Annotated in this window: 13 protein-coding genes; 6 read left to right on the top strand and 7 right to left on the bottom strand. The window is 49.1% G+C overall.

Annotation, left to right across the window (positions count from 1 at the left end; translation table 11 throughout):
- The first annotated feature begins 43 nt into the window (after nt 1–43).
- Together ACM9J1_RS07715 and ACM9J1_RS07710 are read left to right on the top strand one after the other, a co-directional pair.
- Nucleotides 44–739: a tetratricopeptide repeat protein gene (locus tag ACM9J1_RS07715; protein WP_415581453.1), complete on the top strand. Its 696-nt coding sequence runs from the start codon at nt 44–46 to the stop codon at nt 737–739.
- Nucleotides 739–2,091 (top strand): UDP-N-acetylmuramate--L-alanine ligase, encoded by a 1,353-nt coding sequence (locus ACM9J1_RS07710; RefSeq protein ID WP_415581452.1) that lies wholly within the window; start codon nt 739–741, stop codon nt 2,089–2,091. The genes ACM9J1_RS07715 and ACM9J1_RS07710 overlap by 1 nt, the downstream gene beginning before the upstream one ends.
- Here ACM9J1_RS07710 and ACM9J1_RS07705 read toward each other — a convergent pair whose 3' ends face one another.
- Complete coding sequence (locus ACM9J1_RS07705) at nt 2,092–3,585, bottom strand: T9SS type A sorting domain-containing protein (protein ID WP_415581451.1); 1,494 nt, start codon at nt 3,583–3,585, stop codon at nt 2,092–2,094.
- A gap of 46 nt (nt 3,586–3,631) precedes the next feature.
- A complete protein-coding gene (locus tag ACM9J1_RS07700) occupies nt 3,632–4,207 on the bottom strand; it encodes a DUF1287 domain-containing protein (RefSeq protein ID WP_415581450.1) in 576 nt (191 codons plus the stop codon).
- A gap of 103 nt (nt 4,208–4,310) precedes the next feature.
- On the opposite strand from ACM9J1_RS07700, the gene radC reads away from it, so the two are divergent.
- Genes radC through ACM9J1_RS07685 form a run of 3 tightly spaced genes read left to right on the top strand, consistent with a single transcriptional unit; the run spans nt 4,311 to nt 6,416 of the window.
- On the top strand, nt 4,311–5,006 hold the full coding sequence (gene radC / locus ACM9J1_RS07695; protein ID WP_415581449.1) for a RadC family protein: 696 nt from the start codon (nt 4,311–4,313) through the stop codon (nt 5,004–5,006).
- On the top strand, nt 5,006–5,680 hold the full coding sequence (locus ACM9J1_RS07690; protein WP_415581448.1) for a YjjG family noncanonical pyrimidine nucleotidase: 675 nt from the start codon (nt 5,006–5,008) through the stop codon (nt 5,678–5,680). The genes radC and ACM9J1_RS07690 overlap by 1 nt, the downstream gene beginning before the upstream one ends.
- A 1-nt stretch (nt 5,681) precedes the next feature.
- A complete protein-coding gene (locus tag ACM9J1_RS07685; protein WP_415581447.1) occupies nt 5,682–6,416 on the top strand; it encodes a hypothetical protein in 735 nt (244 codons plus the stop codon).
- Here the strand turns inward: ACM9J1_RS07685 and ACM9J1_RS07680 are convergent.
- On the bottom strand, nt 6,413–7,690 hold the full coding sequence (locus tag ACM9J1_RS07680; RefSeq protein WP_415581446.1) for a replication-associated recombination protein A: 1,278 nt from the start codon (nt 7,688–7,690) through the stop codon (nt 6,413–6,415). The genes ACM9J1_RS07685 and ACM9J1_RS07680 overlap by 4 nt on opposite strands.
- Before the next feature lie 133 nt (nt 7,691–7,823).
- Between ACM9J1_RS07680 and ACM9J1_RS07675 the strand changes: the two genes are divergently transcribed.
- The gene (locus ACM9J1_RS07675) at nt 7,824–8,576 is read left to right on the top strand and encodes a rhomboid family intramembrane serine protease (protein ID WP_415581445.1); all 753 of its coding nucleotides are present in this window, start codon (nt 7,824–7,826) and stop codon (nt 8,574–8,576) included.
- Nucleotides 8,577–8,597: 21 nt separating this feature from the next.
- On the opposite strand, the gene rlmB is transcribed toward ACM9J1_RS07675, so the two are convergent.
- The 4 genes from rlmB to ACM9J1_RS07655 all read right to left on the bottom strand — a co-directional run bounded on the left by rlmB (nt 8,598) and on the right by ACM9J1_RS07655 (nt 12,080).
- Nucleotides 8,598–9,332: a 23S rRNA (guanosine(2251)-2'-O)-methyltransferase RlmB gene (rlmB, locus tag ACM9J1_RS07670; protein ID WP_415581444.1), complete on the bottom strand. Its 735-nt coding sequence runs from the start codon at nt 9,330–9,332 to the stop codon at nt 8,598–8,600.
- Nucleotides 9,333–9,393: 61 nt separating this feature from the next.
- A complete protein-coding gene (locus tag ACM9J1_RS07665; RefSeq protein WP_415581443.1) occupies nt 9,394–9,894 on the bottom strand; it encodes a lipid-binding protein in 501 nt (166 codons plus the stop codon).
- A 13-nt stretch (nt 9,895–9,907) separates the two neighbouring features.
- Complete coding sequence (locus tag ACM9J1_RS07660; RefSeq protein ID WP_415581442.1) at nt 9,908–10,627, bottom strand: immunoglobulin-like domain-containing protein; 720 nt, start codon at nt 10,625–10,627, stop codon at nt 9,908–9,910.
- 10 nt (nt 10,628–10,637) lie between these two features.
- On the bottom strand, nt 10,638–12,080 hold the full coding sequence (locus tag ACM9J1_RS07655; RefSeq protein WP_415581441.1) for a SusD/RagB family nutrient-binding outer membrane lipoprotein: 1,443 nt from the start codon (nt 12,078–12,080) through the stop codon (nt 10,638–10,640).

The following is a 12,080-nucleotide window of genomic DNA, read 5'->3' as shown; positions in this document are numbered from 1 at the left end:
ACCGTCGCCAAATTTCTTTACTTTTGGAAATCAAATTCGCCACATGAAAATCGTGTTGTTGCTGGTCTTGTTTTTTGCGATGCCGATGCATGCCCAATCGGACTTTTCGGCGGCCGAAAAAAGCTTCCAAAAAGGGGAGTACCACACGGCGAAAAACCTCTTCGAAAAATACCTTTCCGCACATCCCGACGACCTCAAGACATTGGAATATCTCGGCGACATCCACGGACACCTGAAGCAATGGCAGCCCGCCATGACATACTACGGAAAACTCAGGAAACTCAAGCCAAATGACGCCGATTATCACTATAAATACGGCGGTGTGCTCGGTATGCACGCCAAAGAATGCAACAAATTCAAGGCACTCGGCATGATTGGCGACATCCGCAAATCCTTTGAAAAAGCCATTGCACTCAATCCAAAGCATCTTGAAGCGCGTTGGGCCTTGATTGAATTGTATTTACAGTTGCCGGGAATTGTCGGAGGCAGCGAAAGCAAAGCCCAGAAATATGCCGGTGAATTGCAACAACTTTCGCCCGTGGATGGCTATCTGGCCAAAGGGCACATCGCGGAATATTTCGAGCGCTATACGACGGCCGAAAAATTCTACAAGCAGGCCATCAGTGTAGGCGGTTCGCGGACCACGTACCAGAAATTGGCCGACCTGTATAAAAACAAAATGAACCAACCCGAAAAGGCGCGCGCCACGTGGGCCGAATTCAATCAAAAAAAGAAATAATGCGAACCCATTTCATCGCCATCGGCGGCAGCGCCATGCATAACCTCGCGCTTGCGTTACACCATAAAGGCTATCACGTTACCGGCAGCGACGACGCTATTTTTGAACCCTCGAAATCCAGATTGTCGAAACACGGTTTGCTACCCGAGGAAATGGGTTGGTTTCCGGAAAAAATCACTTCTGAGATTGAGGCCGTTATTTTGGGCATGCATGCGCGTGAAGACAATCCGGAACTGGTCAGGGCGCAGGACCTCGGGCTCAAGATTTATTCCTATCCAGAATTCCTATACGAACAATCCAAAGACAAAACCCGCGTGGTCATTGGCGGTTCGCACGGCAAGACGACAATTACGTCCATGATTCTGCACGTAATGCATTACCACAACATCGATGTCGACTATATGGTTGGCGCGCAACTGGAAGGTTTTGACACGATGGTGCGGCTCACGCAGGATAATGATTTTATCGTACTCGAAGGCGATGAATACTTGTCTTCGCCCACGGACCGTCGCCCGAAATTCCATTTGTATCAGCCCAATATCGCCCTGATTTCGGGCATCGCGTGGGATCATATCAACGTATTCCCGACGTATGAAAATTATGTGGAGCAGTTCGAGATTTTCATCGCGAAGATTACCAACGGCGGCATCTTGGTGTACAACGAAAACGATCCTGAAGTGAAGCGCGTGGCCGAAGCCGCGACCAATCCCATCCGCAAAATCCCGTACAGTACGCCAAGTTATACCGTCTCTGATGGCGTAACGTTGCTCGATACGCCCGAAGGCCCGATGCCCATTGAAGTATTCGGTGCCCACAATTTAAATAACCTTGCCGGCGCGAAATGGATTTGCCAGAACATGGGCGTGGACGAAGCCGATTTCTATGAAGCGATCGCCAGTTTCAAAGGCGCGTCCAAGAGGCTGGAAAAAATCGCTGAAGGAAAGGGCAAGGTCGCGTACAAGGATTTCGCCCACTCGCCGAGTAAAGTGGCGGCCACAACCAAAGCCGTACGCGAACAATATCCAGATCGAAAAACCATCGCATGCCTGGAGTTGCATACATACAGTAGTTTGAATCCGAAGTTTTTGAAAGAGTACGAAGGTGCGCTCGATCACGCAGACGTAGCCGTGGTGTTTTATTCGCCAGACGCTGTCCGGATCAAGAAACTGGACGACATTTCCTATGAGCAGATTGCCGAGTCATTCAAACGCGATGATTTATTGATTTACACCAATTCGGATGATTTCAAGAATTTCCTGTTCAACGCAGATTTAGACAACAGCGCGTTGCTATTGATGAGTTCCGGCAACTATGGCGGACTCGATTTCGATGAGGTGAAAAACCTGATGTAGTTACTCCGCAGACAACTTTCGGCGCAATACGTGGCCATTGGTCGTTGTCAATGCGATGACGTAAATGCCTTTGGCGAGCGTCGAGATGTCTGCGGGGCCGGAAACGTCCTGTTGCAGCGCCAATTTGCCGTCGATGGTATAAATCGAGGCCGTGCGGATGTTGTCGGCGAAAAACAATTGCCCGCTGGCCGGATTCGGATAAAATAAAGTCGATGCCGATGCCGTCTCCGGAAGACCTAGTTCCTCATTTCCGCTGAAGATGCGCGCCAACATAAAATCGTTCGCCGCATAACCGCTCACGAGGATTTGCCCCGTGGATTGCAAGTCCATGTCATAGACACTGACACCGTTGTCGCCCGGGACAACATAATTGGCCTTTCCGTCGTCGCTGAAAGTGGTGTCCAATTCGCCGTTGGCCGTCAACCGGATCAGCCCAAGGTTTCGCTCCGGCGTGGTAAAATAAGAACCGGCCACCAAGATTTTTCCGTCGGGTTGCAGGGTTACGGCGTTGATGTAATCCGTAGAATTGGTCGGGCCATAAAACGTACTGAACTTGCCGTCGCCGCTGAAGGTCGTATCCAGATTTCCTGCCGCATCAAATCGCACCACACCGATATCCTGTGAACCTAGCGATGAATCGGCCACAAGAATAACTTTCCCGTCGGGCTGTACGGCAAGGTCAAACACCGAGTCATTACCGGAGCCGATTTTGGCGAGTGCGCGTCCGTCGGTGCTGAAGGTGTTGTCCAGCGAGCCGTCGGTCAGCAAACGGATGGCGGCGAACCCACAATTATTGACGCCAACCGGATAAGACATGCCGCCAACGATGATTTTTCCATCCGGTGCAATGGCCATCGCCCGCGCGCGGTCATCGCCTTGTACGTTGATGCGCGCCTTTCCGTCCGTGTCGAAAGTCGTATCGAAACTCCCGTCAGGATTGAGCCGGACAATCGCAAAATCATTGGCAGCAGAAGATGCGCCCGTATAACCGGCTATGAGGATTTTTCCGTCGTCTTGAAGTGCTACGGCGTTAGGATGGTTTATGGCGTCGGCGAAATCAAAAACCAACTGCCCGTTACCGTTAAAAGTGGTGTCGAGCGTACCATCGGCATTGAGCCTGGTCGCGCCAACCGCTTGGTCGTTCGTGCTCGACGGGCCATCGATGACACCGATGACGACTATTTTACCGTCGGGCTGTACAGCCACATCATACGGGTAATCGTTCTGAAGACCAAAGTCAACCGAGGAAATACCTGCCACGCCGAATGTGGTATCGGGCGTGCCATCGGGCATGAGACGGATGATGTTGAATTGCGAATAACCGCCAACCATGACGATCCGGTCGTCGGGCATGATGGCGATGTTGGTGCCGCCTTGCAAGTCTTGGGTAATGACAAAACCGCCAACGCCGAAACCCGGGTCAAGTTCGCCGGCTTGCTGGGCTGTCGCGCCGAAGAATGAAATCGCTGCTGTCAGGAAAAGGAAACGCTTCATGGTTTTGGTTTTGAAGCGGTAAAAATACACAAAATCAGGCGTCTAATTATTTTTCGTAACGGTAATGTCCGGTAATCGGGTAGGTGAACAAGCAGTCTTCGAGCACCTGGCCCGAACCCACATTGTGGACGATGAGGTTGCGCTTGCCATCCGCGGATTTCTTGTGCGTGACAATGCCGATGTGCGGCAATTTTCCGTTAATCATCCAGGTCACCAGATCGCCGGTTTTGTAATGCGTTGCGTTATCGGTAACGACGTAACTGGTCCCGAAACGCTTGAAGAACGCCTGTAGGTTGGGCACGCGCCGGTGGTCAATATTAGTGTCGGTTTTTTTCAATCCCCAGATTTTCGGGTATTTAGAGAAGTGCTTCGCCATGTCTTCATGTACTTCTTTTTGCAGGTCGATGCCGAGTTTCCGGTACGCGCGGATGACCACGTCGGTACATACGCCGTGGCCTTTGGGTACATCACCGTTCGGATAAGGAATCTTAAAATACGCGGGGTCGTAAACCACTTCGTCGGCAGTCAAGGATATGGCGGCATCGGACAGTCTTTGGTCAAAGCTCTTTTCAAGTGCGATGCTTCCGACAAAACACAATACGGCAAGAAGGAGCGCTTTCATGTCACGTTTTTCACATAACGCAACAGTCAGCGTATTCATTGCATTTAACGATTGATGCGGCTAAACCGTAATGCGGCCTTGCGGCTGTCGTGTAATTTTCGGCATGTTTGAAAACCATACTTTCCCGATCAACCATTGGTCTGAAGACGACCGTCCGCGCGAAAAATTAATGGGTAAAGGCAAACTCGCCTTGAGCGACGCCGAACTGATCGCCATCCTGATTGGTTCCGGCAGCCGCAACGAAACGGCCGTTTCCCTGAGCAAGCGCATGCTGTCGGCCTCGGGCAACAACCTGAACAACCTAGCCAAATTGTCGCTCAATCAACTCATGGCGTTCAAAGGTATCGGGCAGGCCAAGGCTGTCACCATAGTCGCGGCGTTGGAATTGGGCAGGCGCAGGCGCGAAGCCGAAGCGGCGAATATCGTCAAGATCAAATCAAGCCAGTCGGTTTTTGATTTGATGCAACCTGTAATCGGTGAGTTGCCGCATGAGGAATTCTGGGTTTTATACCTGAACAACGCCAACAAGATTGTGTTTAAGTGGCAACTCAGCAAAGGCGGCCTTACCGGAACAGTCGTCGATGTGAGGATGGCGTTCAAACCGGCTTTCGAGCACGGCGCGACAGGCGTGATTTTGTGTCATAACCATCCGTCGGGTACGTTGACACCCAGCGATGCCGACCGTCAGATTACTCGAAAACTCAAGCTGGCAGGGGAAAACCTTGATATAAAAGTTCTCGACCATTTGATCATCACCGAAAAAAATTATTTTAGCTTTGCAGATGAAGGCATTTTGTAATGATTACCGACGTTTTCTTTGATTTAGACCATACACTTTGGGATTTCGAAAGGAATTCTGCGCTGGCATTCGCGAAGGTTTTTGAGACGCATGGTATTGCGTTGCCGCTCGATGTATTTCTGGCGCATTATGTGCCGCTCAATCTGCAATATTGGGAACGCTACCGGCGGGAAGAAATCACCCAATCCGAGTTGCGTTATGGCCGTCTGAAAGATGCATTTAATCTCATGGGCTATGAAACTTCCGACGAATTGATCCACGCTTTGTCAGCGGCCTACATTACATACCTGCCTGAAAACAATTACCTTTTTGATGGCGCCGTGGACATCTTGTCGTATCTTCACGGAAAATACCGGTTGCACATCATCACCAATGGGTTCGATGAGGTGCAAACGCGGAAGATCGCCAATGCCAACATCGGCCATTTTTTTACCACGGTGACCAATTCGGAAATGGCCGGGGTAAAAAAGCCTCATCCGGATATTTTCCACCACGCCCTAAAACGGGCAAAGGTTGACAAAGAAAATTGTGTTATGATTGGCGACTGTATCGATGCCGATGTGCGCGGCGCCTTAGATTTTGGGATGGACGCAATCTGGTTCTGCGAGCAACCGGAGGGTGTTTCCCAGGTCAAGCATGTGCATCGGTTAACGGATTTAAAAAAATACTTGTGATATGAAAAAGTTCTTGTTTTTTTTCCTGATGACCACGGCCTGTTGGGCGCAGTCCATTGGTCAATACCAGTACGTGATTGTGCCGCGGAAGTTCGATTCGCAGAAAAAGGAAGACCAGTTTGGGCTCAATGAATTGACTAAGTTGTTCTTGGAAAAGAATGGCTACAAGGTTTTTTTCGACACCGATATTTTGCCCGCCGAAGTGTCGGGTGAAAGCTGCAACAAGATTTACGCGAATGTTTTTAGCGACAATACGTTCCGAAAGACGAGGTTGCGCGTTGAAATAAAGGACTGCCGCAACGCCGTGTTATTCGTCTCCTCGTACGGTGAGAGCGATGAAAAAGACAATCGCGTGGCATACAACGTGGCGCTTCGCCAAGCATTCAAATCGTTCGACAAGCCAGAATACCGTTACAATCCACGATTGGCAGTAGCACAGGCTTCAGTTGCGCAACCCGCTGAATCGACACAAAAAAATGAACCCGTTGCCGATGTTGTCAGATCTGCGCCCATTACTGCTGAAGTTTGGAGTGCGCAGGCCATTGCCAATGGTTACCAACTCGTTGACACCACCCCGAAAATCGTTTGGCGCATCTGGCAGACTTCGATGCCGGATGTATATATTGCTCAGGGAGAAAATAAGAATGGTATTCTTTTTAAAAGCGGTGGCCAATGGACACTAGAGTACTATACTGGCGGCACCAAAGTCGTTGAGCGTCCCAATATCAAATTCTAGTAGCGGTATTTGCCTTTCCAGCGGTTTTTAAGGAAGTCGCGGGTGGCGTTTTCGCGGGAGTTGTTCCCCGGTTCGTAAATAGTAGTACCGGAAACCGCCTCGGGCAAAAATTCTTGTTCCGCAAAATTGTTGTCGTAGCTGTGTGCGTATTTATAATCGTCGCCGTAACCGAGTTCTTTCATCAGTTTCGTAGGCGCGTTGCGCAGGTGTAACGGCACGGGCAAATCGCCGGTCTGTCGGACAAGTTGTTGCGCCTTCCCGATGGCTTCGTAGCTGGCATTGCTCTTGGGCGATGTGGCCAGATAAATGGCGCATTGGCTAAGGATGATTCGGCTTTCCGGATAGCCTATCGTGGTCACAGCCTGAAACGTGTTGTTGGCAATGACCAATGCGGTCGGGTTGGCCAGCCCGATGTCTTCGCTGGCCAGGATGAGCATCCGCCTGGCGATGAATTTTACGTCTTCACCGCCTTCAATCATGCGTGCCAGCCAATAAACGGCGCCGTTGGGATCGCTGCCGCGTAATGACTTGATGAATGCGGACACAATGTCGTAATGCTGTTCGCCGGTTTTGTCGTAGAGCACGGTATTTTGCTGGGCCAGCCGCATGACGCGTTCATTGGTGATCTCAACTTTGTCGCCTTCAGACGCGTTAACAACGAGTTCAAAGATGTTGAGGAGTTTGCGTCCGTCACCGCCGGAGAGCCGCAAAAGCGCTTCGGTTTCCTTTAGTTTTATCTTCCGAGTTTTGAGATAGGCGTCCGTCTTGATGGCGCGGTGGAGTAAAGCATCCAGATCTTCGCGCGTAAAAGCGTTGAGGATGTAAACCTGACATCGCGACAGTAACGCCGGAATCACTTCGAAGCTTGGATTTTCGGTTGTCGCCCCGATGAGCGTGACCCAGCCTTTTTCGACGGCGGCCAACAGTGAATCTTGTTGCGATTTACTGAACCGATGGATCTCATCGATGAACAGAATTGGGTTTTTCGCCGTAAACAATCCGCCGCTTTGTTTGGCCTTGTCGATGACGTCACGTATGTCTTTCACGCCAGAATTGATGGCGCTCAAAATGTAGAACGGACGCTTTGATTCTTCGGCTATGATTTGCGCGAGCGTCGTTTTTCCGGTGCCCGGCGGTCCCCAAAAAATGAGTGAAGGAATGAAGCCGCTTTTCAATTGCAAAGTCAACGAGCCGGTTGGGCCAACGAGGTGTTGCTGGCTGATGTAATCTTCCAGTTTCTGCGGTCGGATCCGTTCGGCGAGAGGTGCGTCCATGACGCAAAAGTAATTTTTTAAAAGGGATATTCCTTAATATTTTTTGTTCGCGTCGTTTCCTGATCAACTGACAAAATTTCACTACTTTGTGTTTGGATGCGTTTTTGAGCGGCGCGTTGTCCAAACCATCTTTATGAACGACAATCACTTTAAGTTTTCGCCGCAGGTTATTTTGCTTCCGATGTTTTCGGTGTTGTTGCTTTGGATGGTCTATTGGGTAGAAGTGCGTTACGGAAGCCTTAGCGACTACGGCATTTATCCGCGCGATATTACAGGTTTGCGCGGTGTCGTTTTTAGCCCTTTTCTCCACGGAAGCCTTGAGCATTTGTACAACAACTCGCTCGCACTGGTCGTCTTGTTGGCGGCTTTGGCGTATTTCTATCGGGAACTGGCGTGGAAAATCATCGCCTATGGTATTTTATTGTCTGGATTGATTACTTGGATAATCGGGCGATCTAACTACCACATCGGCGCAAGCGGATTGATTTATGTCTTGGTGAGTTTTATTTTCTTCAAAGGAATCATGACGAAATATTACCGCTTGGTGGCGTTGTCGCTGATGGTCATCATGTTGTATGGAAGCATGGCGTGGTACGTATTTCCCGATGTGGACAATTCTTTGTCTTGGGAAGGACATTTGGCTGGTTTTGTTGCCGGTTTTGCGTTCGCCGTTTACTTCCGCACGCCGGAATACAAAAAGATGATTCGCTATGATTGGGAACGCCCTGACTTTGATCCGTCGCAAGATAAGTTCATGCAGCGGTTCGATGAGAACGGAAACTTCGTAAACCCGCCGCCGCCCGAAACGGAGGAAGAACCTTTGGCGCCGGAGCAACATCCTGTCTTTACGTATCGGTTTATCCCCAAGGAAAAAAGTGGAGGATAGTATTTCTAAACTTCCGTCACTTTATTGACGTTGCCTCACGGCCTCATATAGAAAAGCACCGCAGGCGACAGAGACATTGAGTGAACCGATGTTCCCGAACATAGGCAGTTTTGCCTTTTCATCTACGATTTTAAGTACGGACGGATTGATGCCGCGGTCTTCTGAACCCATAATGATGGCGACCGGTTCAGAAAAAGAAACATCGTACAGCAATTGGTCAGTTTTTTCCGTGGCCGCTACCGTTTTGATACCCGATGCCTGAAGTGTGAAAATCGCATCTTTTATGTGTTCTACCTTGCAAATGGGCATATTGAAAACAGCGCCTGCCGAAGTTTTCACCGTATCTCCATTTACCGGCGCAGCGCCTGACTTTGAAATGATGATGCCGTGAACGCCCGTACATTCTGCGGTACGAATGATGGCGCCAAAATTACGCGCATCGGAAATTTGGTCGAGTATAAGCAATAGCGGTGTTTTGTTGGCCGAATTCAGTTCTTCCAGCAGTATGTCAAGGTCGTAAAAGGCAATAGGGGAAATGGTGGCAACGGCGCCTTGATGGTTATTTGGCGTAAGCCGGTTCAACTTCTCTATAGGGACGAACGCATGGTTGACGTTGTTGCGTTTCAGCGCCGCAAGGAGTTTTTTCATCAAATCGCCCGAGGCTTCTTTCTGTACGAATACTTTGTCTATAGCAGCTCCGGCGTCGATGGCTTCTAAAATGGCACGAATGCCGAAAATCTGGTGTTCTTTTTCCATGGGGCAAAGGTATAAAAAAACCATCCCGTGTTGGGATGGTTTTGTCGTTGATTTAGATAGACTACAATTCGTCTTCCAGGAAGCCTGTGCGTTTGTGGCCACCGAACTTGTAAAAGTTACCTGGATCCCAGTCAAACTCACATTCGAAATAAATACTGTCAACTTGATGGCCACCAAAAGAGGTGCCCGCATTCTTCAGGATTTTTCCGTTTACGATGGTTACTGTACCGCCAAGGTAAAGCTCCAAAGTATTCGGCTCGCTTTCAAAAGTCAAAGCGGAAATGTTCGCTTGCGCTTTTGCTTTGAGTTCAAAGAAAGTGTCATGGTCATCGATCCAGAAGTTTTCATCGTTTGATGAAGCATTATACGTTGACCACAAGTAGTAGTCGCCTCCAAATGCCGGCGTGCCGTCTACGGGGTCTAACCCTACGATGTGCCAGTCACCAGCAAAGTCTTCGGTAGCGGTACCTCCAGCGTCGGGATTTCCACCTTCGTCACATGAGGTGAACGCAACGGCGGTAAACAGACCAAGAAGTAGTGATGATATTTTTAGTTTTCTCATTTTTTAGGTGTTTTTAAAATTCAACCTTTTCCAAGGTCACGTTAAATGTAAAGCCAGCATCCCAGGCACTAACAAAATTGATTGTGCCGCCTTCTGCGTTTACCGTAAATTCTGTGTTGTCAACAACACCGCCAAAAGTACCTACCGTGTAATTCGGAATGGTGAATGAATTCGTTGGAATGTCATTGGCAACGATATCCATAGGCGCTGCATAGGCATTTCCGTATGAACGTCCGATTGCATAGTATCCACCAATACCGTCTGACATGTGATAGTTGTTTCCACCTTCATTCCAGATGAGCACGTACTCTAAATTTTGGTACTGTGCAGAGACAACGCCATTACGGACTACGTTGCCACGGTAAAGCCCCGCGATGCTTGTAGACAGGTCGCCGTTCTCGACAACGATTACGGTTCTTGACGCTTGGCCTGAAAAACCATCTTGGTTTGTGGCGCTGTATGTCACGGCATAAATGTCTTCTACGTTAGTGTCAATAGAAGTTCCGCCGCGGAACTCACCTGAAACGGTAGTTTCGTATGCGATTTCAACACCGCCTTCGGTAACAATAACTCCCGGATCGACAAAAGCGGATCCTTTAGGGACGATAATGACATCATCGCCCAACAGTTCAAAGTTCGGGTAGTTGGTAACCCGCGAAACGTTAGCACTATCTTGCTCTTGGCAAGAAACCATCAAGGCGGCTACACTTAGGAATAAGATTATTTTTTTCATAGTCTCTTTTTTAGTTTGCATCCCACCATACCGGAACGGTAAGTTCGATTAGTGCAGGTGCATTTTGATTTGTTGATTTAACATTCTCTGGGAAAACAAGCCTTTTTGGGAATTCTCCACCGGTTGTTCCGTTTACTGAGTATGCAAACTCTCCTGCAACATAACCAGGATCTGTTTGTGGAACTGGGGAAATTTCAGGATATCCTGTGCGGTTTTGTTCGAAGAACGCCTCGTGGCCATTGCCAGGGAAAGACGAAGCCCATTTCTGAGTGATGATGGCTTTGATTTGATCGGCAAGCGAACCAGCCGATGGATATTCATAAGCGCCACCCGCAGCTACGAACGGAGCGCCATTAAGCCCCCATTTGTCAAAGTTTTCCTGAACACCTGCATCGTAAGCTTCTTTGGCTCCTGCACCCCCGGCATAACGGGCGTAAGCTTCGGCTTGCAGAAACAAACTTTCTTCACGGCTCATGAAATAGACAGGTGTAAGCGGAGACAATTCTACAACAGAAATGGTTGTCTGCCCAACAGTATTGTTGAAGTCACCTTGGTTAAGCGGGTTTCCAGCACGGTAGTACTCCAAGCGACGCGGGTCGTTATTTTCGTCCAGGTACGAGAACATGGTGCGGCTAGCCCTGATATTGGTAGTTGTGTTCAACTGCCTTCTGTCGGTTTCATAGAGCGGATTACTTCGGTCTGGAGCATCCTCAAATTGTGTCATGGCTGCGTCGGTGTTCAAAAAGTCAACACCAGAGTTCAGCAAAGCGGTAATACCACTCTGAGCAGTCGAGGGGCGTGCTTCAGTTTGCCTCATGTAAACCTTGAGCAACAGCGTGTTTGCATATGCAGTCCAGTTGTCCATGTTACCGCCAAAGATAAAGTCATCGTTACCAGGAACTTCGCCTGTAGACGTAGACAAATCTTTGCTCAACGCCAATTGCAAGGCTTCGACCATTTGGTCATATACTTCTTCACCCGAATCAAAATTTGGTTGTAGGAAGTTAGTGTTATTGGCTTGTGAGTAAGGGATGTCTCCATAGAAGTCTGCCATGATTTGCGACGCGTGTGTTTCCAGTACGGTCGTAATCAGGAAATAGTTCCAGTTGCCCTCAGCTTCAGCGCGACGCTTGATGTTTCTGATATCCGACAAAGCATCATACATCGTTGTCCATCCGCCATTGTAGTCCAGGGTTCCGATTGAGTAGTCGTCAATCTCCTTGTACTGGTTAGAGGCGTTACTTTGTGTCCACATCTGTGACCAAAAACCGCCTATCAAAGCATAATATGCACCTTGAGAGCCTGCTATACCAGCAATACCTGCCGGCAATTCAGTCGAGAAAGCAACTCCGTCCGCGGCTAAGTTGTCAGGGTCACGGTTGATGTCAAAATAGTCATCCGAGCATGACGCGATTACTGCGGCGCACGTTAAGATTAAAAATATTTTTTTCAT

It is taken from the genome of Flavobacterium longum (assembly GCF_965137575.1).
Classification (GTDB): Bacteria; Bacteroidota; Bacteroidia; order Flavobacteriales; family Flavobacteriaceae; genus Flavobacterium; species Flavobacterium longum.
The sequence above is the reverse complement of the archived record's forward strand: the minus strand, read 5'-3'. Positions and strand labels throughout refer to the sequence as shown.

Bases quoted from the DNA above. Each gene is read 5' to 3' on its own strand.
- ACM9J1_RS07715 (WP_415581453.1), top strand. From the start codon at position 44: ATGAAAATCGTGTTGTTGCTGGTCTTGTTTTTTGCGATGCCGATGCAT.
- ACM9J1_RS07710 (WP_415581452.1), top strand. From the start codon at position 739: ATGCGAACCCATTTCATCGCCATCGGCGGCAGCGCCATGCATAACCTC.
- ACM9J1_RS07705 (WP_415581451.1), bottom strand. From the start codon at position 3,585: ATGAAGCGTTTCCTTTTCCTGACAGCAGCGATTTCATTCTTCGGCGCG.
- ACM9J1_RS07700 (WP_415581450.1), bottom strand. From the start codon at position 4,207: ATGAAAGCGCTCCTTCTTGCCGTATTGTGTTTTGTCGGAAGCATCGCA.
- radC (WP_415581449.1), top strand. From the start codon at position 4,311: ATGTTTGAAAACCATACTTTCCCGATCAACCATTGGTCTGAAGACGAC.
- ACM9J1_RS07690 (WP_415581448.1), top strand. From the start codon at position 5,006: ATGATTACCGACGTTTTCTTTGATTTAGACCATACACTTTGGGATTTC.
- ACM9J1_RS07685 (WP_415581447.1), top strand. From the start codon at position 5,682: ATGAAAAAGTTCTTGTTTTTTTTCCTGATGACCACGGCCTGTTGGGCG.
- ACM9J1_RS07680 (WP_415581446.1), bottom strand. From the start codon at position 7,690: ATGGACGCACCTCTCGCCGAACGGATCCGACCGCAGAAACTGGAAGAT.
- ACM9J1_RS07675 (WP_415581445.1), top strand. From the start codon at position 7,824: ATGAACGACAATCACTTTAAGTTTTCGCCGCAGGTTATTTTGCTTCCG.
- rlmB (WP_415581444.1), bottom strand. From the start codon at position 9,332: ATGGAAAAAGAACACCAGATTTTCGGCATTCGTGCCATTTTAGAAGCC.
- ACM9J1_RS07665 (WP_415581443.1), bottom strand. From the start codon at position 9,894: ATGAGAAAACTAAAAATATCATCACTACTTCTTGGTCTGTTTACCGCC.
- ACM9J1_RS07660 (WP_415581442.1), bottom strand. From the start codon at position 10,627: ATGAAAAAAATAATCTTATTCCTAAGTGTAGCCGCCTTGATGGTTTCT.
- ACM9J1_RS07655 (WP_415581441.1), bottom strand. From the start codon at position 12,080: ATGAAAAAAATATTTTTAATCTTAACGTGCGCCGCAGTAATCGCGTCA.